The 20,056-nt window shown below is 73.8% G+C and carries 15 protein-coding genes; 11 read left to right on the top strand and 4 right to left on the bottom strand.

Annotated features, from left to right (window positions below):
- The first annotated feature begins 1 nt into the window (after position 1).
- Positions 2-1,099, top strand: a complete 1,098-nt coding sequence (locus AC5R91_RS03695) for a CaiB/BaiF CoA transferase family protein (protein WP_495395688.1) — start codon at positions 2-4, stop codon at positions 1,097-1,099.
- Positions 1,100-1,182: 83 nt separating this feature from the next.
- On the top strand, positions 1,183-1,374 hold the full coding sequence (locus tag AC5R91_RS03690) for a hypothetical protein (protein WP_495395687.1): 192 nt from the start codon (positions 1,183-1,185) through the stop codon (positions 1,372-1,374).
- A 176-nt stretch (positions 1,375-1,550) separates the two neighbouring features.
- On the opposite strand, the gene AC5R91_RS03685 is transcribed toward AC5R91_RS03690, so the two are convergent.
- Complete coding sequence (locus AC5R91_RS03685) at positions 1,551-3,986, bottom strand: phosphoketolase family protein (RefSeq protein WP_495395686.1); 2,436 nt, start codon at positions 3,984-3,986, stop codon at positions 1,551-1,553.
- 405 nt (positions 3,987-4,391) lie between these two features.
- Here AC5R91_RS03685 and AC5R91_RS03680 point away from each other — a divergent pair, with 405 nt between their 5' ends.
- The gene (locus tag AC5R91_RS03680) at positions 4,392-5,978 is read left to right on the top strand and encodes a bifunctional aminoglycoside phosphotransferase/ATP-binding protein (RefSeq protein ID WP_495395685.1); all 1,587 of its coding nucleotides are present in this window, start codon (positions 4,392-4,394) and stop codon (positions 5,976-5,978) included.
- Between the two features lie 14 nt (positions 5,979-5,992).
- Here the strand turns inward: AC5R91_RS03680 and AC5R91_RS03675 are convergent, their stop codons facing one another.
- Positions 5,993-6,886, bottom strand: a complete 894-nt coding sequence (locus AC5R91_RS03675) for a universal stress protein (protein WP_495395684.1) — start codon at positions 6,884-6,886, stop codon at positions 5,993-5,995.
- Between the two features lie 236 nt (positions 6,887-7,122).
- On the opposite strand from AC5R91_RS03675, the gene AC5R91_RS03670 reads away from it, so the two are divergent.
- The 6 genes from AC5R91_RS03670 to AC5R91_RS03645 are packed head-to-tail and all read left to right on the top strand — an operon-like array spanning position 7,123 to position 12,334.
- Positions 7,123-8,316, top strand: a complete 1,194-nt coding sequence (locus AC5R91_RS03670) for a 4Fe-4S dicluster domain-containing protein (protein ID WP_495395683.1) — start codon at positions 7,123-7,125, stop codon at positions 8,314-8,316.
- Entirely contained in the window at positions 8,303-8,770 is a 468-nt protein-coding gene (locus AC5R91_RS03665) for a cyclic nucleotide-binding domain-containing protein (protein ID WP_495395682.1), read from the top strand. Before AC5R91_RS03670 ends, AC5R91_RS03665 begins: the two co-directional genes overlap by 14 nt.
- Positions 8,742-9,638 carry an FAD/NAD(P)-binding protein gene (locus AC5R91_RS03660; RefSeq protein WP_495395681.1) on the top strand — a complete coding sequence of 299 codons (897 nt, stop codon included), beginning with the start codon at positions 8,742-8,744 and terminating at the stop codon, positions 9,636-9,638. Before AC5R91_RS03665 ends, AC5R91_RS03660 begins: the two co-directional genes overlap by 29 nt.
- Positions 9,638-10,546 carry an NADH-quinone oxidoreductase subunit B family protein gene (locus AC5R91_RS03655; protein ID WP_495395680.1) on the top strand — a complete coding sequence of 303 codons (909 nt, stop codon included), beginning with the start codon at positions 9,638-9,640 and terminating at the stop codon, positions 10,544-10,546. Before AC5R91_RS03660 ends, AC5R91_RS03655 begins: the two co-directional genes overlap by 1 nt.
- Positions 10,533-11,843: a Ni/Fe hydrogenase subunit alpha gene (locus AC5R91_RS03650; RefSeq protein WP_495395679.1), complete on the top strand. Its 1,311-nt coding sequence runs from the start codon at positions 10,533-10,535 to the stop codon at positions 11,841-11,843. Before AC5R91_RS03655 ends, AC5R91_RS03650 begins: the two co-directional genes overlap by 14 nt.
- Positions 11,801-12,334: a hydrogenase maturation protease gene (locus AC5R91_RS03645; protein WP_495395678.1), complete on the top strand. Its 534-nt coding sequence runs from the start codon at positions 11,801-11,803 to the stop codon at positions 12,332-12,334. Before AC5R91_RS03650 ends, AC5R91_RS03645 begins: the two co-directional genes overlap by 43 nt.
- On the opposite strand, the gene AC5R91_RS03640 is transcribed toward AC5R91_RS03645, so the two are convergent.
- A complete protein-coding gene (locus AC5R91_RS03640; protein WP_495395677.1) occupies positions 12,292-13,155 on the bottom strand; it encodes a universal stress protein in 864 nt (287 codons plus the stop codon). The genes AC5R91_RS03645 and AC5R91_RS03640 overlap by 43 nt on opposite strands.
- Before the next feature lie 322 nt (positions 13,156-13,477).
- On the opposite strand from AC5R91_RS03640, the gene AC5R91_RS03635 reads away from it, so the two are divergent.
- Entirely contained in the window at positions 13,478-14,959 is a 1,482-nt protein-coding gene (locus AC5R91_RS03635) for a P-loop nucleotide/nucleoside kinase family protein (protein ID WP_495395676.1), read from the top strand.
- A 193-nt stretch (positions 14,960-15,152) separates the two neighbouring features.
- Positions 15,153-16,844, top strand: a complete 1,692-nt coding sequence (locus tag AC5R91_RS03630; protein WP_495395674.1) for a sensor histidine kinase — start codon at positions 15,153-15,155, stop codon at positions 16,842-16,844.
- 22 nt (positions 16,845-16,866) lie between these two features.
- Here the strand turns inward: AC5R91_RS03630 and AC5R91_RS03625 are convergent, their stop codons facing one another.
- Positions 16,867-19,704, bottom strand: a complete 2,838-nt coding sequence (locus AC5R91_RS03625) for a cation-translocating P-type ATPase (protein ID WP_495395673.1) — start codon at positions 19,702-19,704, stop codon at positions 16,867-16,869.
- Positions 19,705-20,056 lie beyond the last annotated feature (352 nt).

Below are 20,056 nucleotides of genomic sequence, written 5' to 3'. Positions count from 1 at the left end.
GATGGATCGGGGTGCGGGGCCGCTGGCCGGCCTGCGCGTGCTGGAGCTCGCCGGCCTCGGCCAGGTGGCGATGGCCGCGATGGCACTCGCCGACCTCGGCGCGGACGTGGTCCGCCTGGACCGGCCGGGCGGCGGCCCCTACCCCGCCACGGCGGGCGACCCGGTGCTGCGCGGGCGCCGGCACGTCACGGTCGACCTGCGTTCGCAGCAGGGCCGGGACACGGCCCTCGACCTCGCCGCGGCGGCCGACGTCGTGCTGGAGGCGATGCGCCCCGGCGTCGCCGAGCGCCTCGGGGTCGGCCCGCGGGACTGCCTCGCCCGCAACCCCCGGCTGGTCTACGGGCGGATCACCGGCTGGGGCCAGCAGGGACCGCTGGCCCAGCAGGCCGGCCACGACATCAACTACATCGCGCTGACCGGGGTGCTGGGGGCGCTGGGGCGCGCCGGGGAACGGCCGCTGCCGCCGCTGAACCTGCTCGGCTTCGCCGGCGGCGCGATGCAGGGCGTCATCGGAGTGCTCGCGGCGCTGCACGAGGTGGAGCGCTCCGGCCGGGGCCAGGTCGTCGACGCCGCCATCGTCGACGGGGTCAGCATGCTGGCCCAGATGGTCTGGTCGTTCCGCGGCCAGGGGCGGTGGAACGACGCCCGCGAGAGCAACCTCTTCGACGGGCACGCCCCCTTCTTCGACACCTACACCTGCGCCGACGGTCGGTTCGTCGCCGTCGCGGCGCTGGAACCGGCCTTCTACGCGAACCTGCTGCGCGGCCTCGACCTGGCCGACGCCGACCTCCCGCCGCAGGACGACGAGCAGGGCTGGCCGGTGCTGCGCGCCCGCTTCACCGAGGCCTTCGCGCGCCGCGCCCGCGACGAGTGGGTGGCCGCGTTCGCCGATCTCGACGCCTGCCTGACGCCGGTGCTGACCTTCGACGAGGTGGCGGTGCACCCGCAGATCGCCGCCCGCGGTACGGTCGTCGAGGTTGACGGGATCATCCAGGCCGCACCGACCCCGCGCTTCTCCGCCACCCCGGCGCCGACCCCGCGCCCGCACACCGACCCCGAACCCGCCGAGGAGATCCTCGCCGCCTGGCGCGCGAGCTGACATCTGCCCGGGTCCGCCCGGAGCTACCCCTTGGGCGGCACAGGGCGTCCATATTCGGGCTCTTCTACCTGGAGGTGAAGGCGATGAGCACCCCGACGCCGCGGATCCCCCGACACGTCCCCGTCGACGCCGCCGCCCGGCGCGGCACGCTGCATATCGCCAGTTATCCGATCGGCGATCACCTCGTCTGGGCGGCGACCGACGACGTCGGCGTCGTCGCCTTGGCCGGTACGCGCGACGAGCTCCAGCGGGCGCTGGACGAGTTTTCGGAGTAGCGCGGCCCAACAGCATCGGCAGGCCCGTCACGGTGCGGTCAGGAAGGCTTCCACGCCAGGCGTGACACCATGATCGTGAAAGCCCCCCTCTCTATGCCCGGCCACCGCCCCCCAGACCCCGGACCTACTCGTCGGGCGCCGGTCGGTTCTGGGTAGTCGGTTCTGGGCGGACGGTTCTAGGCGGACGGTCCGGGGGCCGGCTGGGGGTCGTCCCAGGTCCAGTTACGGATCTCGGACAGGTCCTCCAGATGGTCGCGAATGTAGTCGTGGTGGCGGCTGAGCTGAGTTTCGCAATGGGTGACGAGCCGGTCGGTGCCGGGATGGGTGGTGCGGGCGAACTCGATGGCGAGGCGAGCGAGGTGGTAGCGACTGACCTCGTTGCGGACGAGCATGTCGAACGGGGTGGTCGTCGTGCCCTGCTCGATGAAGCCGCGGACGTGGAAACGCTGGGGGTTGCGCCGGCCGTGCAGGAGCTGGTGAACGCCCCGGCTGTAGCCGTGGAATCCGACGACGACGTCGGTCTCGTCGGTGAACAGGGCCCGGAACATCGGGGTGGAGAAGCCGTGCGGATGCAGGTCGCTGCGCAGCAGGGCCATCAGGTCGATCACGTTGACGACCCGGATGGAGAGGCTGGGCACGAACTGGCGTAGCAGCTGGGCGGCGGCGAGGATCTCCATGGTGGGAACGTCGCCGATGCCGACGAGAACGATGTCGGGATCGCGGCCGAGCTGGGATTCGGTGCCGGCCCAGTCCCAGACGGAGCCGCCGCGGGCGGCGTGCTCGTCGGCCTCGGCGGCGGTGAGGTACTGCAGATGCGGCTGCTTGTCGGCGACGAGCAGGTTGACGTGGTTGCGGCTGCGCAGGCAGTGGTCGGCGACGGACAGCAGGCTGTTGGCGTCCGGCGGCAGCCAGATCCGGATGACCCCGGGGGACAGCGGCACGACGGTGTCGATGAGGCCGGGTCCCTGGTGGGAGAAGCCGTTGTGGTCGTTGCGCCAGCAGGTGCTGGTCAGCAGCACGTTGAGGCTGGGGACGGGCTCCCGCCAGCCGAGCTTGGCCCCTTCCTGCAGCCACTTCGTGTGCTGGACGAGCATCGAGGCGGACACCATGGCGAACGCCTCGTAGGTGGCGAACAGGCCGTGGCGACCGGTGAGGGTGTAGCCCTCCAGCCAGCCCTGGCACAGATGCTCGGAGAGCACCTCCATGACCCGGCCCGAGGGGGAGACCCGGTCGTCGTGCGGGTCGATGGGGGCGACCAGGCAGCGGTCGGTCACCTCCAGGATGGCGCCGAGCCGGTTGCTGGTGAGCTCGTCGGGGCTGAACACCCGGAAGGTGGTCGGGTTGTCGCGGTAGACGTCGCGCAGCAGCTCGCCGAGTGGCCGGGTCGTCTCGTAGGAGTCGCGGCCGCGGTGGCGCGGGTCGATGTCCAGGGTGTAGGCACGCCAGTCGGGCAGGCGCAGCGCTTCGGTGCGCCGGCCGCCGTTGGCGTAGCTCGTGGCCCCCAGCCGTTTGTCCCCGGCCGGGGCGAGCGCGGCCAGCTCGGCGGCGAGCCGGCCGTCGGCGTCGAACAGCCGCTCGGGTTGGTAGGACCGCAGCCACGCGTCGAGCTGGGCCAGGTGCTCCGGGTTGTCGCGGACCGCGGCAAGGGGCACCTGGTGGGCGCGGAAGGTGCCCTCCACCTGCACGCCGTCGACCTCGTGCGGACCGGTCCAGCCCTTCGGGGTGCGCAGCACGATCATCGGCCAGGTCGGGGTGTCGGTGACCGCGCCGCCGGGGCGGCGGGCGGCGTGCTGGATGCGCCGGATCGCCTGGTGGGCCGTGGCGAGGGCGGCGGCGAAGTCCCGGTGGACCTGGCGGACGTCGGAGCCTTCGACCCACAGGACCTCGTAACCGTGGCCGGCGAAGTAGGCGGTCACCTGGTCGCGGCTGCGGCGGCCGAGAACGGTGGGGTTCGCGATCTTGTACTGGTTGAGGTTCAGGATGGGCAGGACCGCGCCGTCCCGGGCCGGGTTGAGGAAGGTGATGCCCTTCCAACTGCCCTCCAGCGGGCCGGTCTCGGCCTCCCCGTCGCCGACGACGGCGGCGACCAGCAGGTCGGGGTGGTCGAACGCGGCCCCGAAGGCGTGCACCAGGGCGTAGCCGAGCTCGCCGCCCTCGTGGATCGACCCCGGCGTCGGCACGCTGACGTGGCTGGGGATCCCGCCCGGGGTGGAGAACTGCTCGACCAGCCTGGTCAGCCCGGCCGTGTCCGCGGACACCCGCGGGTAGATCTCGGAGTAGGTGCCTTCCAGGTAGGTGTTCGCGACCAGCGCCGGGCCGCCGTGTCCCGGGCCCGCCACGTACAGCACGTCCTGGCCGGTGAGGCCGACCAGCCGGTTGAGATGCGCGTACACCAGGTTCAGCGCCGGCGATGTCCCCCAGTGGCCGAGCAGCCGCGGCTTGATGTGTTCGGGGCGCAGCGGCTCCCGCAGCAGGGGGTTGGCCCGCAGGTAGATCTGGGCGGCCGTCAGGTAGTTGGCGGCGTTCCAGTAGGCGATCAGTCGGTCCAGCGACGGTTCGTCCAGCTCCGGAATCGGACGGTCGAGGCCGTCGACGTCCACCGTGACAGTCATGGTGCCAAGACTCCCACCCGCCCCGCCCACCACATACAGGTGTCCGATTCCGCGGTGGCCCGCGAGGCCACCCCCCGGGACGCCCACGGGGCGAGCGCCACCGTCCGCTGGCCGCGGCCGGTGGCGCTCGGTGGCCGGCAGGTTCGTGCCGTTGCTGTCCGGGCAGGTCCGGGAGGTCCGGGGAGGTCCCCGAACCGGGAAGGTCGGCCGTCGGGGGTCCGAAGGGCCCGCGGCCAGGTGCCTTCCGGCATTCGTCGCCGAGATGCTCCGTGGACAGGATGACTCCGTGGACAGGATGACATTGCCCACATCGGTGGGGGACACGGGCCGGCTCGGGAACTCGCCGGGCCCCGATCGCCTTCGGGCCGGCCGGGGATCCTGCGGGACAAGGACAGGAGACGATCGATGTCGGGTCAGGACCAGGTACTGCTGACCTCAGCCCGGGACGCGACCCCGGCCACCGCGGACCGGCTGCCCCCGTCGGACCGGCAGCCCCCGCCGATCCCGCCGGCGCCCGCCGCGGCTGGGCAGCCGCCCCTCCGCCGGGCCGGCCACCTGGACACGGTCGAGACCCACACGGCCACGCTGTTCTTCGTCGGAGACCGGGTCTACAAGATCAAAAAACCGGTCAACCTCGGCTTCGTCGACTACCGCACCCGCCAGGCCCGGCTCGCCGCCTGCGAGGCCGAGGTGCGGCTCAACCGGCGCCTGGCTCCCGACGTGTACCTCGGCATCGGCGACATCCGTGACGTGACCGGCGCTCTGCGTGACCACATGGTCGTGATGCGGCGGCTGCCCGACGAGCGACGGCTGTCATCGCTGGTGGCCTCCGGGGCCCGGGTGCAGCCGCAGCTGCGGGCGATCGCCCGCCGGCTGGCGGTGTTCCACGAGCAGTGCGAGACCTCGCCCGAGATCGCCCGGGCGGGCGGCCTCGCCGCGCTGCGGGCGCTGTGGCTCGAAGGCCTGATGGGCGTCGAGCCGTTCCGTGACCTGCTGGACGGCGAGGTCGTAGACGAGATCGGCCGGCTCGCCCTGCGCTACCTCGACGGCCGGGCGGCCCTGTTCACCGAGCGGCAGCGGGCGGGTCGCATCCGCGACGGGCACGGCGACCTGCTCGCCGACGACGTCTTCTGCCTCGACGACGGTCCCCGCATCCTCGACTGCCTGGAGTTCGACCGGCGGTTGCGGGTCGGCGACGTCCTCGGCGACGTCGCCTTCCTCGCGATGGACCTCGAACGGCTCGGCCAGCCGGGGGCGGCACGGTACTTCCTGGACGCCTACCGGGAGTTCTCCGGCGAGACCCACCCAGCCTCCCTGGAACATCTCTACCTCGCCTACCGGGCCTTCGTCCGGGCCAAGGTCGCCGGCATCCGTGACCACCAGGGGGAGCCGGGCGCGGCCGACGCGGCCCGCGAGCTGGCCGCGCTGGCCCTGCGCCACCTGCGCCGCGGCCGGATCCGACTGGTCCTGGTCGGCGGCCTTCCCGGGACCGGCAAGTCAACCCTGGCCCAGGGGCTGGCCGACGGGGCGGACGGCTGGGTGCGGATCGGATCCGACGCGGTGCGCAAGGGGCTGGCGGGTCTGGCTGCCGAGCAGTCCGCCGCCGACGCGTTCGGTGCGGGGCTGTACGGTCCGCAGCCGACCGAGGCGACGTACTCGGAGCTGATGCGACGCGCCCGGACGGCCCTGGAACGGGGGGAGAGCGTGGTGCTCGACGCCTCCTGGACCTCCGGCGCGCACCGGCGGCTCGCCGCCCGGATCGCCACCGAGACCGACGCCGACCTCGTCGAACTGTGCTGCGTGGCGCCGCCGGAGGTGGCGGCCGCGCGGATCGCGCGCCGCGCCGCCGTCGGCGGCGACGCCTCGGACGCCACGATCGCCGTCCACGCCGCGATGGCAGCCCGCAACGACCCGTGGCCGACGGCCCACGAGGTGCCCACGACCGGTCCGGCCGGTGACGCGCTTCGGGCCGCGCGTGCCCTCGTCGCCTGACTGGCGCGGGCCCGTCAACCACCCTCCCCGCCGGCAGGCCGGCGGATGACGGCGACCGGGCAGGTCGCGTGCAGCAGGCACTGCGAACTGGTGGAACCAAGCAGTAGGTCGGCGAACCCACCGCGGCCCCGAGCGCCGACGACGAGGAGCTGGGCTCGCACCGCCGTGTTGATGAGGCCGTAGGCGGCGTTGCCCATCACCAGGTCGGTGTCGACCGTGAGGTCCGCCCGGCCGGCGAGGCCGGCGCTCGCGGACTCGTCCAGGACGGCCTGGGCGGCGGCGCGAAACACTCCGTCGCCCTCGTCGAGCCGGTCGGCGGCGGGTGGGGGCGGCTCCCACACGTGCACGATGCGCAGCGCGGCCCCGCGCAGTTCGGCCTCGACGGCGGCCCAGGCCAGGGCCTCGATCGAGGCGCGCGAACCGTCGACCCCCACGACGACGGGGCGGTGGCCGGGCGCGGTCCCGCCGTGGACCACCACGACCGGCACCGTCGCGCCGTGCGCGCAGGCGAGGCTGACCGAGCCGGTGAGCATGCGCCTGGTCCGGTCCACCCCACGGGCGCCGAGGACGAGCATGGCGGCATGGTCGGACTCGGCCAACAACGTCTGGACCGGTGGCCCGAAGGCCGTGCGTTCGACGATCCGGGCTGTGGGCTCGTCCTTGCGGACCCGCTCCACGACCTCGTGGAGCAGCCACGGGGCCGTCCAGCGCGGATGCTCCGGCGAGGTGGCCGCAGGCGAGACACCCGGCTCGTGCGGGGGCCCGGCGGCCGCCCAGACCAGGACCGCGCGCACCTGGGCGTCGCGCCGGCGGGCCGCGTCCACCGCCCAGCGAAGCGCCCGCTCGGCGTCCGCGGAACCGTCGATCCCCACGACGATCTGCGCCCCGGGGACGTCCTCACCTCCCACAGCATCTCCTCTCCCGGCTGTCCGACCTGCTCTCGGCTGTTCAACCTGCTCAGACTGACACCCGCAGGGAGCGACGGCGAGCGCACGGACGAACAGGTGGGAGTGCCACGGTCGAACGGGCGGCTTCCCGGGCGTGGGCGGATCTGGCGCCCAGGTTCCTCGGCGGCCACCTCAGGGTATGGCCTCGACTACAGGACGTTATGGCCGGCCGGCCGGATGGATGGGATGGGGGTGCGGTGGCGCAGCCAGAGGTGGTCGAAGCCGTCGTCCGGCCGGCCGCGCTCGGCACCCTCGTCGAGGTGCTGCGGGCGCGCGGCTACCAGGTGGTCGGCCCGACGGTGCGGGACGGTGCGATCGTCTACGACGAGATCGCCGGAGCCGCGCAGCTTCCGGTGGGCTGGACCGACGTCCAACAGCCCGGCCGTTACCGGCTCGAACGTCGCGGCGACGCGGCGCTGTTCGGCTACGCCGTGGGGCCGCACTCGTGGAAGCAGAACCTGCTGCCGCCCCGGTTGCGCCTGCTGCGGACCCGCCGCGGCGGCGACGGCGGGTTCGAGGTGGCGGAGGAACCGACCCCACGCACCAGGGTGGCGTTTATCGGCGTTCGTTCCTGCGAGCTGCACGCGATCGCGATCCAGGACCGGATCCTGCTCGGCGGCGGCACCCGGGACCGGGACTACGCCGCCCGCCGCAGCGACGTGTTCATCGCCGCGGTGAACTGCCACGAACCGGGTGGAACCTGCTTCTGCGTGTCCATGAACACCGGCCCGGCGGTGCGGGAGGGCTACGATCTCGTCCTCAGCGAGATCCTCGACGCCGACCACCGGTTGCTCGTCGAGGCGGGCACCGCCCGCGGCGCCGAGGTGGTGGGCGAGCTGGCCGGGCGGGCGGCGGAGCCGGCGGACCGGACGGCGGCCAGGGCCGCGGTGGACCGCGCGGCCGACCGGATGGGGCGCACGGTCGAGGCGGCCGACCTGCGCGACCTGCTCGCGGACAACCTCGAACACCCGCGCTGGGACGAGGTGGCACAGCGCTGCCTGACCTGCGGTAACTGCACCATGGTGTGTCCGACCTGCTTCTGCACCTCGGTGGAGGACGTCAGCGACCTGCGCGGCGGTGAGGCGGAGCGCTGGCGCAGCTGGGAGTCCTGCTTCTCGCTGGATCACTCCTACCTCCACGGCGGCAGCATCCGCGCCGCGGGGCGGTCGCGCTACCGCCAGTGGCTGACCCACAAGTTCGGGACCTGGCATGACCAGTTCGGCACGTCCGGATGCGTCGGTTGCGGACGGTGCATCACCTGGTGCCCGGTCGGCATCGACGTGACCGAGGAACTGGCCGCGATCCGGGCGAACCCCCTGGCCGGCGACCCCGACCCCACCGGTGCCCACCCGCACCCGCCCACGCGTGAGGCCCGCGATGACGCCGGTTGAGACCCCGCTCGTCGAGGTCGGCGTGTTCGCCGGGATGCGGCCGGACCACCTCGCGCTGCTCGCCGGCTGCGCCCGCCACGCCGTGTTCCCGGCGGGCGACCTGCTCCTGCGGGAGGGCGACCCGGCGGACACCCTTTACCTCATCCGGCAGGGCACGGTCGCGATCGAGATGTTCGTCCCGGCCCGCGGATCGGTCCCCCTGGAAACCGTCGGAGCCGGCAACGTCGTCGGCTGGTCGTGGATGTTCGCGCCCTACCGCGTCCACTTCGACGCCCGCGCCCGCTCGCTCGTCCGGGCCGACGCCCTCGACGGCGCCTGCCTGCGGGGCAGGTTCGCCCAGGACCCGGCGCTGGGCTACGACGTGCTCTCCCACCTTGCGCAGGTGCTCATCGAACGCCTGCAGGCGACCCGGATGCGGCTGCTCGATGTCTATCGAAACCCGGACCGGGGCTGACGGCGCCGTCGGGGCGATGACCCCGCGGCCGTTCCGCGTCACGAGCCACCGCCAGGAGACCCGGGACACATGGACCCTCGAGCTCGAGCCGGTCCGCGGCGCCCCGCTCGCCGCCAGGCCCGGCCAGTTCACCATGGTGTACGCCTTCGGCGTCGGCGAGGTCCCCCTGTCCGTGTCCGGCGACCCGCTGTCCGGCGGCCCGCTGTCGGACGGCCCGGTGGGAGAGGGCGGGGACGGGCCGCTGATGCACACCGTGCGGGCGGTCGGCGCCGTGACGGAGGCGATCTGCGCGGCCCGCCCGGGCGACGTCCTCGGGGTGCGCGGCCCGTTCGGACAGGGCTGGCCGCTGCGGGCGGCCGCCGGCTCGGACGTGGTCGTCGTCGCCGGCGGGCTGGGACTGGCGCCGCTGCGCCCGGTCGTCCGGCAGATCCTGCGTCGCCGCGCCGACTTCGGCGCCGTCGCCGTGCTCGCGGGCAGCCGGACCCCCGACGACATCCTCTTTCGCCGGGAGCTGGCCGGTTGGCAGGACCGGGCCGACCTGCAGACCCTGGTCAGCGTCGACGGCGGCCAGCCCGGGTGGCGCGGGCGGGTCGGGGTCGTCACCGCCCTGCTCCCCGAGGTGCACGTCGACCCCGCCCGGACGGTCGCGTTCATCTGCGGGCCGGAGGTCATGATGCGGCTGACCGCGCGGGCGCTGGTCGACGTCGGCGTGCCGGCCGACCACGTCCACCTGTCCATGGAACGCAACATGCACTGCGGGCTCGGTCACTGCGGCCGCTGCCAGCTCGGCCCGCTGATCCTCTGCCGGGACGGACCGGTCCGCGGCTACGACCGCCTCGCCCCGCTGATGGCCGTGCGGGAGCTGTGATGCGGACATCAACATCAACATCGGCGTCGGCATCAACCTCGACTGCGGCCGCGGCCGCCAGGCCCCGCCTCGCCGTGTGGAAGTTCGCCTCCTGCGACGGCTGCCAGCTCACCCTGCTCAACTGCGAGGACGAGCTGCTTCCGCTGGCCGCTGCGGTCGAGATCGCCTACTTCCTCGAGGCGTCCAGCGCCGCGGTCGCCGGGCCCTACGACCTGTCGCTCGTCGAGGGCTCGGTGACCACCCAGGCAGACGCGCAACGGATCAGGGAGATCCGGGCCGCCTCCCGGCGACTGGTCACGATCGGTGCCTGTGCCACCGCCGGCGGCATCCAGGCGCTGCGCAACTTCGCCGATGTCGACGGGTACCTTGCGGCCGTCTACGCCACCCCCGCGTACGTCTCCACGCTGTCGACCTCCACCCCGATCTCCGCGCACGTCCGGGTGGACTTCGAGCTTCAGGGCTGCCCGATCGACTCCCGCCAGCTCCTCGAGGTGATCAGCGCGTTTCTTGCGGGTCGACGCCCCGCCATCTCCTCGGCCTCGGTCTGCACCGAATGCAAACGACGGGGAACGGTGTGTGTCATGGTCGCCCACGGCACGCCCTGCCTCGGGCCGGTGACGCACGCGGGCTGTGGCGCGATCTGCCCGGCCTGGCACCGCGGCTGCTATGGCTGCTTCGGCCCGATGGAGAGTCCCAACACCCCCGCGCTCGTCCGCGAGCTGACGGTGCTCGGTATGGACGACCGCGAGGCCGGCCGGGTGTTCCGGACCTTCAACGCCGCCGCGCCGGCGTTCCTCGCCGCGTCCCGCGACGCCGCCGCGGGCGGTGGGACCCATGCCGAGGACACCGACGGCGAGGACACCGACGGCGAGGACACCGACGGCGAGGACACCCATGCCGAGCAGTAGGCGCATCACCGCCCCGCCGCTCACCCGGGTCGAGGGGGAAGGCCGGCTGCTGATCAGGGTCAGCGACGGTCGGGTCGACGAGACTCGGCTGAACATCTTCGAGCCGCCGCGCTTCTTCGAGGCACTGCTGCGCGGGCGGGCCTACACCGAGGCCGCCGACATCACCTCCCGCATCTGCGGCATCTGCCCGGTCGCCTACCAGCTGAGCGCGCTCGCCGCGATCGAGCAGATCTGCGGGGTCGGCGTCGACGGCCAGCTCGCCGCCCTGCGGCGGTTGCTGTACTGCGGGGAGTGGATCGAGAGCCACGCGCTGCACGTCTTCCTGCTGCACCTGCCGGACTTCCTCGGCTGCGACAGCGGCCTCGAGCTGGCCCGGGAGCATCCCGCGGTCGTGCGCCCGGGGCTGGAGCTGAAGAAGATCGGCAACACCCTGATGACGCTGATCGGCGGCCGCGCGGTGCATCCCGTGAACGCGCGGGTCGGCGGCTGGTACCGGGCGCCGACCCGCGGCGAACTCGACCGGCTCGTCGGTCCGTTGGAACGGGCCCGCGACATCGCCCGGGACACCGCCCGTTTCGTCGCCGGCCTGGACTTTCCCGACGACGAGGTCAGCGCGGACTTCGTCGCGCTGCGGCAACCGGGGCAGTACGCGATCGAACGAGGCCGGATCGTGTCCAGCGAGGGCCTCGACATCGCCGCCGCCGACTACGACAGCCACTTCGTCGAAGAACAGGTGCCCTGGTCCACCGCCCTGCACTCGACGCTCGCCCTGCACGCGACGCCGGCTGCCGGCGGCTCCTACCTCGTCGGACCGCTGGCTCGCTTCGCGCTGAACGCCCGGTGGCTGGCGCCGGCGGCTCGGGAGACGGCGGCGGAGATCGGCCTGTGCCCGCCGGAGCGCAATCCCTTCCGCAGCATCATCGTGCGCTGCGTCGAGATGGTGCACGCCGCCGACGAGGCGCTGCGGATCATCGGCGACTACACGGAACCCGCATTCCCCGCCGTGCCGGCCCGGCCGCGGGCGGGAACCGGATACGGCGTCACCGAGGCGCCCCGCGGGCTGCTCTACCACCGCTATTCCACGGACCGCGACGGTACGATCCTCGACGCGAAGATCGTGGCGCCGACCTCCCAGAACCAGCGTCCCATCGAGGAGGATCTGCGGGATGTCGTCGAACGCTCGCTCGACCTGCCCGAGGCCGACCTCGCTCTTCGCTGCGAGCGGGTCATCCGCAACCACGACCCCTGCATCTCGTGCGCGACCCATTTCCTGACCCTCGACATCGACCGCGGCTGACGGTCGTCGGGATCGGGAACCGGTGCCGGCGCGACGACGCGGTGGGCCTGGCGGTCGCCCGCCGACTCCGGGGCCGGTCTCCGTCCGCGACGAGCACGGTCGAGTGTCTCGACGAGCCGGCCGGTCTGTTCGCCGCCTGGGACGGTGCCCACGGCGTCTGGATCATCGACGCCGCCCGTTGCGCCGCCGCACCGGGAACCGTGTTCCGTTTCCGGGCCGACGAGCGGCCACTGCCGGCGCGGATGATCGGCCTGTCGACCCACGCCCTCAGCGTCGCGGACGCCGTCGAGATCGGCCGGGCGCTCGGCGGGCTGCCCGGCTTCGTCGTCGTCTATGCGATCGTGGGCCGTGACTTCTCGCGCGGCGAGGGGCTCGATCCCGAGGTCGCGGCCGCCGCCCGCGGTGTCGCCGCCGCCGTCCGGGCCGAGGTGGCGAGGTGGGCTGCCCGCTACGGCGCGGCGTGCACGACCGCAACCGGGCACGACGCGTGATGCAGGCACTGGTGGGCGACCGAACCGAGCAGCAGCTCGGCGAAGCCGCCGTGACCCCGGGAACCGACGACGAGCAGCTGCGCGTCCTCGGCCGCCGACAGCAGCGCATGGGCCGCGCCGTCGGTGACCAGCCTGTCGTCCACGACGAGGTTCCGGCGGTCGTCGATTCCCTCGGTGAGACAGGTGTCGAGGACGGAGCGGGCGGCCTTCTCGGCGGCGGTGAAGTCCACGCCGACGTAGACGGGGGGGTAGCCCAGCGGGACCGGCAGCCAGGCATGGACGACCCGCAGGACCGCCCCGCGCAGGCGCGCCTCGCGGGCGGCCCACCGCAGCGCCTCGAGCGACGTGGCCGACCCGTCGACGCCCGCGACGACCGGTCCCTGCGTGCTGTGCTGACGGGCGCGGGTCACGACCACGGGCGTGGTCGCCTTGTGCACGCAGGCGGCGGAGACGGAGCCCATGAGAACCCCGCGCAGGCGGCTTGCTCCGTGGCGGCCGACCACCAGCAGCTCGGCGTTGGCCGCGGCCTCGAGCAGAGCCTCGGCCGCGCCGCGGGACTCCATGCGTTCCACCACCGGCACGGGACGCCGCGAGTCGAAGGCGTTGCGTACGGAGGTCTCCAGGATGTGGCGGGCCATGGTCGCGGTCTCGGGCGACCCCGGCTCGTGCCGCAGCCCGGCGATGGATGCCGAGGAGTCGTCCGGCGACCAGGCCATCAGGGCGGTGACCGTCACGTTTCGCAGGCGTGCTTCGCGCATGGCCCAGCGAAGTGCCTCCTCGGCCTCCGGTGACCCGTCCACTCCGACCACAATGCCGCTCATTCTGCGCCTCCCGTCACGCCATGTTCATGTCGGCGGACACAGCGTCGCCCGGTCGGCGTCGTCGATCGAGTGCGGTTCGGCGGTGGGACCCGGGCCGCCCGGCCCTGCCGACCGGAACGAAAGGCCCTGCCATACCCGCACGTTTCCGGGACCGTCGGCCCGGACCGGGCCGACGGTCATCGCCGCCCCCGGCTCTGCGCGCGGTGGATACAGATCAACAGGACCTTGGCCCCGGGCGGGACGGACCTTCGGGCCCGTCGGCCGCGACCTGCGCATGCATACGCCGCACCAGGTGCGCGGGCACTCTCGGGGCATGGCTGTGATGACCGAGGCGAGCCCGTTCCCGGCGGGGCGAGACGAGCCGGTGCCGGCCGGTGCGCCGCTGCCGTTCGCCGGGTTCGTCGAGACGTCGGGGTCGGTGCTGTACTTCTTCGGGGATCGGGTCTTCAAGGTCAGGAAGCCGGTGGATCTCGGGGGGATGGACCTGCGGAGCCGGTCGGCCCGACGGTCCGCCTGCGAGGCGGAGGTGCGGCTCAACCGTCGCCTCGCGCCCGACGTCTACCTCGGCGTCGCCGACGTCGTCGGGCCGGGCGGGGAGCCCTGCGACCACATGGTCATGATGCGTCGCCTGCCCGCGGCGCGCCGGCTGTCGACGCTTGCCGAGAGCGGGGCCGCGGCCGTCGGGGAGATCCACTCCGTCGCCGAGGTGCTCGCCGACTTCCATGCCCGGTGCGAGACCTCGCCGCGGATCGCCGCGGCCGGCGATCCGGACCGTCTGCGCGCGCGGTGGGACGACTGCGTCGCCGAGGTGCGCCGTGCCGGTGGCGTGGCGGTGGGCGCCGACCTGCTCGACCAGGTGGACCGGCTCGCCGGGCGGTACCTCGAAGGCCGGGGTGAGCTGGTGCGGGAGCGCCGGGAGGCGCGGTGGATCCGCGACGGGCACGGCGACCTGAGCGCGGCGGACACCTTCTGCCTCGACGACGGTCCCCGGATGCTCGACTGCCTGGAGTCCGAGCCCGAGCTGCGGGCGGCCGACGTTCTCGCGGACGCCGCCGCCCTGGCGGTCGACCTGGAATGGCTCGGACGTCGCGATCTCGCGCGTGCGCTGCTCGACCGGTACCGCGACAGGACGGGGGAGAAGCATCCCCGGTCGCTCGAGGACTTCTACTGCGCGCTCGCGGCGCTGCGACGCTGCCAGCTGGCGTGCCGGCGGCTCGCCGCCGGTGAGACCGCGGCGGCGCGCGAGGCCAGGGTCTTCGCCGAGCTGGCCCGGGCCCGGCTTCGCCGGGGCCGGGTCCGGCTGGTGCTGGTCGGCGGCCAGCGGGGCACCGGGAAGTCCACGCTCGCCGACGGACTCGCCGAGGCCGAGCGGTGGACCGTGCTCCGCTTCGACGACGTCGCGGCGGCCTGGTCGCCCCCGCCCGGCCGTCCTGATCCCGCCGCGGGACACCGAACACCGGCCGACGGTGTGGACGCCGTCCACCAGGAGCTGCTGCGCCGGGCCGCCGCGGCGTTGCGTCGCGGCGAGTCCGTCGTGGTCGACGCGCCGTGGAACCGGCACGGCCAGCGCCTCGAGGCGGCCGAGGTGGCCCGCCGGGTCGCGGCCGACCTGGTGCAGCTGCGTTGCACGGCCCCGCCCGATCTCGCGGCCACCCGCGCCGACCCGCGCCGCGCGGCCCCCGCCGGCCCCGCCCGTCTCGCCGACAGCGTCTCCCGGGGTGAACCGTGGCCGGAATCCAGGAGCATCGACACGGCGGCGACCGCCGCGGACGTCCTGCGCCACGCCCGCCGCGCAGTCGCCTGACCGTCGGTGCGGGTGGCCTGGGCGTGAACATCCAGCCGCTGCCCGGAATGGATCCCGTGCGGCCGATCGATTCCGGTACTGTTCGGGCGTGGGCACGGAAGCCGAGCTCGTCGCAAACGGGGCTGAAGCGGAAGGGAACTCCCTGTCACCGCTCCCGCAGGGGGAGGGGTCGCCGTCCCCGCAGGGGGAGGGTTTGACCTTCCCCGTCGTCGCGCGGCTCGAACTCGACGAGCTGCTCACCCAGCTGGTCGAGCGCGCCGAGGACGTGCTGGCCACCCAGGGCCGGTTGCGCGGGCTGCTCGCGGCGAGTCGTGCCATCGCCACGGACCTGCGGCTGCCGGTGCTGCTCCGGCAGGTCGTGGAGGCGGCGTGTGAGCTGCTGGACGCCCGCTACGGGGCCCTGGGCGTCATCGCGCCGGACCGTACCCTGGAGGAGTTCATCCACGTCGGCATGGACCCGGACGACGTCGAACGGATCGGTCACCTGCCCACCGGCCACGGTGTGCTCGGTCTCCTGATCGACGATCCCCGGCCGCGCCGCCTCGACGACATCTCCCGTGATCCGAGCGCGTACGGCTTTCCGCCGGGCCATCCGCCGATGCGAACGTTCCTCGGTGTGCCCATCACCGTGCGTGGTGAGGTGTTCGGAAACCTCTATCTGACCGAGAAGCGCGGCGACGCCGCCTTCACGGCGGAGGACGAGGAGCTCGCGCTGGCGTTGGCCGCCAGCGCCGGCGTCGCGATCGAGAACGCGCGGCTGTTCCATGACGCCCAGCAGCGGCACCGGTGGATGAGCGCCTCGGCGGAGGTGACCCGGCAGATCATGGCCGAGGCCGACGGCGCGCTTGGGTCCGTGGTGCAACGGCTGTGTACCGTCGCCGGCGCACAGTTCGTCTCGGTCGCCCTGCGCGAGGAGGATCCCGGCAGCGTCCGGGTCGCCGCCGTCGCCGGGGTGGACACCGCCGGGGTGGACACCGCCGGGCGCATCGGGCAGCGGATACCGCTCGAGGGCACGCTGACCGGCCGGGTGATGGCGGAGCAGCAGCCCCTGCGGGTGCAGGATGCGCAGCTCGACTCGCTGTCCGAGGAGCGGGGGGCCGAGACGGGTTCGTTGATCGTCCTGCCGCTGGTCGCCGGTGCCGACCACGTGTCCGGGGTGCTGCTCGTCGGCCGGGACCGGGCCGAGCGGCCCTTCAGCGACGCCGATCTGGCCAGCGCCGCCAGCTTCGCCGGCAACGTGGCGATCACCCTGGAGCTGGCTCGGGTCAAGGCCGACCGGGAACGGCTGGTGGTGCTGGCGGATCGTGGTCGCATCGCCCGTGACCTGCACGATCACGTCATCCAGCGGATGTTCGCCGTGGCGCTCGGCCTGCAGGATGTCGCCCAGTACGAGCGTCCGGCGAATGCCGAGCGGCTCAACCAGTACGTCGACGACCTCGACGTGACCATCAAGGACATCCGACGGTCGATCTTCGAGCTGCGCAGCAGCGGCGAGCGGAAGGAACGACACCGCCTACACACCGAGATCGACCGGATCGCCGAGGACGTCCGCCCGGCCCTCGGCTTCACGCCGACCATCCGCTACTCCGGCCCGCTCGAGACCGTGGTCGGCGGCGAGCTCGCCGACCACGTGATCGCCGTCGCCCGGGAGGCGCTGACCAACGCGGCGCGCCACTCCCAGGCCCGGTCCGTCGAGCTCCGCCTCGGCGTGGCCGGCGACGCGGTGGTCGTCGACGTGATCGACGACGGCGTCGGCATCGGCTCCGCCGATCGGCGCAGCGGGCTGGCCAATCTCCGCTCCCGCGCCGAGCAGCTCGGTGGAACCTTCACCCTCACCACGCCGACCGGCGGGGGCACCCACCTGCACTGGGCCGCCCCGCTGTGACCGTCCCCGGGCGGGGGATCGGTCAGTGCCGGGGTGGTGGCGGGAGCGGCTGAGCGGGAACCGCCGCCCGGCGGCGGCGCCACGCCCGCCACAGCTCGTCGACGCCCCAGACGACAACCGGCAGCGGGAGCAGGAGCAGCAGGTCGGAGGGCGGGACCGCGGTGGTGTCGAGCAGGGGCTGCAGGGCGGGCGTGTAGACCACCACGGCCGCGAAGGCGATCTCGAAGGCGATGCCGGCGAGGAGCAGCCGGTTGGTGAACAGCCCGACGGCCCGCAGGGAGGCGTGCTCGGTGCGGGCGGCCATCGCCGCGCCGACCTGGCAGGCCACGATCGCGAGGAACGTCATGGTGGTGGCGCGCAGGTACCCCTCGTGCAGCGGGGTGCCCTCGGCGACGGAGTCGCCCGGGTGCCAGCCGACGCGCCAGAGCACGGTGAAGAAGACGGCCATGACGGCGGCCGCGGAGACGATGCCGAGGACGGCCCAGGCTCGCAGCAGCATCACCGGTCGGATCACTCCCTCGCCGCGCGGCCTCGGCGGTTGCTCCATCAGCCCCGGCTCGGCCGGCTCCCGGCCCAGTGCCAGCGCCGGCAGCGTCTCGGTGCCCAGATCGATCATGAGGATCTGCAGGACGGTGAGCGGCAGGGGCACCGCGCCGCCGGAGAGCGCGAAGACCAGGAACGGGACGAGCTCCGGAGCGGCGTGGGCGAAGATGTAGACGATGAACTTCCGGACGTTGTCGTAGACCTGGCGGCCGGCCCCGACGGCGCGGACGATCGTGGCGAAGTTGTCGTCCGTGAGCACCATCGTGGACGCTTCACGGGCCACGTCCGTGCCGGAGCGCCCCATCGCGACCCCGATGTCGGCGCGGCGCAGGGCGGGGGCGTCGTTCACGCCGTCGCCGGTCATCGCGACGACCTCGCCCCGGGCGTGCAGGGCATCCGTGATCCGCAGCTTCATCTCCGGCGAGCTGCGGGCGAAGACGAGTTCGCGCTCGTCGCGCAGGAGGGCGTCGAGGTCGGCCTCGCCGGGATCGTCGAGGTCTGCCATCGAGATCACCTGCAGGCCCGGCGTGCCCGCCCCACCGATGCCGACCTGGCGGGCGATGGCGGCCGTGGTCAGGGCGTGGTCGCCGCTGACGACGTTGATCCGGATGCCTGCGCGGTGGCAGGCGTCGACGGCCTCGCGGACGCCCGGGCGCGGCGGATCGGCCAGGCCGACGATGCCGAGCAGCCGCAGATCCGACTCCAGGGCGTCCCGATCCACCTCGCCGGCCGGCTGGCCGAGTGCCGGATGCCCGTCCGGCAGCTCGCGGTCGGCCAGGGCGAGGACCCGCAGCCCCTCGGCGGCGAAGTCGGCGAGCCGCCGGGTGAACCCGTCGCGGTCGGCGTCGGTCAGCGGGCGCGTCCCCGCGGGCGTCGCCAGGCTCACGCAGCGTTCGACAATCGCCTCGGGGGCGCCCTTCACGGACGCGACGAGGCGGCCGGGCTCGACCTCGTCGACGGTGGACATCCGCCGGACGCGGGAGTCGAAGGGGGCCTCGGACCGTCGCCGGGCGCTGCGCGCCGCCGGGTCGGTGTCGGCGCCGAGCCATCGTGCGGCGTGCAGCAGCCCGAGCTCCGTCGGGTCTCCCCGGGCCTCGCGCCCGCGGTCGGGATCACCGAGATCGGCGTTGGAACAGGTGGCCAGGGCCTGACCGAGCGGGCCGGACACGGATGCGGGCACGGCCGGCGGACCGGTCGCGTCGGCCGCCGGCTCCGACCGGGTCCGGGCCGGCGGGGGGTCGCCGACGGCCAGGTCGCCCGCGGCCGTCCACAGCCGGACCGGCCGCATCCTGTTCTCGGTGAGCGTCCCGGTCTTGTCGGTGCAGATCACCGTGGTGGAGCCGAGGGTCTCCACCGCGCTGAGCCGGCGCACGACCGCGCCGTTGCGGGCGAGCACCCGCACGCCGACCGCGAGCGCGAGGGTGATGGTGGGCAGCAGGCCCTCGGGTACGTTCGCGACGAGCAGGCCGATGGCGAACACGAGCGCCTCGTCCAGCGGGAGCCCGGCGAGGACGCCAAGTGGCAGGAAGGCCAGTCCGACCCCCACCGCGACCGCCGCGATCAGCCAGGCGACCCGGCGGACCTGCCGTTCCAGGGGGCTCTCGTCCCGGGTGACGCGTTCGCTCAGCGCCGCGACCCGGCCGATCTCGGTGCGCATGCCGGTCGCCACCACGATCGCGCGCGCGGAGCCGGCGGTGCAGGTGGTGCCGCTGAAGACCAGGTCCTGTGCGGAGAGCAACGGGCCGGTGTCCGGCTCGTCGCCGGCCGTGCGCGGCACCGGAACCGACTCGCCGGTCAGCATCGACAGGTCCACCTCGACGTAGCCGCGAAGCAGCCGCGCGTCGGCCGGCACCCGATCACCCTCGCCGATCACGATCAGGTCTCCGCGGACGAGCTCGCGGACCGCGACGCTGAGCTCGCTGCCGTCTCGGACCACCGTCGCGTGCGGCGGCAGGTAGGCGGCCAGCGCCTCCACGGCGTGCTCGGCGTGCCGTTCCTGGACGAACGCGACCGCGGCGTTCAGCAACACCACGATCACGATCGCGACGGCGAGCACCGTGCTGCCCGAGGCCAGGGACAGCAGCGCCGCCAGCCACAGCAGCAGCGCCAGCGGGTGCACGAGCTGGCGGCCGATCTCACCGGGCCAGGTGCGCCCCCGCCGCCTGGACAGTTCGTTCGGCCCGTCGGCGAGCAGCCGCCGGGCGGCCTCCCGGCCGCTCAGCCCGTCCGGGCCACTGCGCAGGTCACGGAACAGCAGCGCGAGCGGCTCGCGAGGATCCGACGCATCCGGCCGACCACGCGGCGTTGCGGTCTTCACGGCGGACACCGCTACCTCCGATCAGAGTTCCTTCGCGGCCTCCCGGCCGGGAGGCCGAGCGGCGTCGTGGCCTGTCGCGGTGGTTCTGTTCTCGGAGGGATGCTCGCCCGATCGCAGGGCCGTCGCAGGGTCCGGAATACCCGCGGCCGGCGGTCGTGTCGCGGGCCGCGTGCCTTCCGATCGGCCCGCGCGCGACCGGCGGCGGCGGGACCTTCGTCCGGCGTCGGTGGGTCACAGGTCCCTGGCCGGGCGGGAGCGGCGTCTGCGGGGCAGGGAACCGGCAGGCCAGGGAGTGACGGAACCGGCAGGCCAGGGAGTGATCGCCGGGCGCTGGACCGCCCCTTCGGGCCAT

The organism is Frankia sp. BMG5.60, assembly GCF_059428125.1.
Note: the sequence above shows the minus strand (reverse complement) of the source record. Positions and strands in the feature narration are given on the sequence as shown.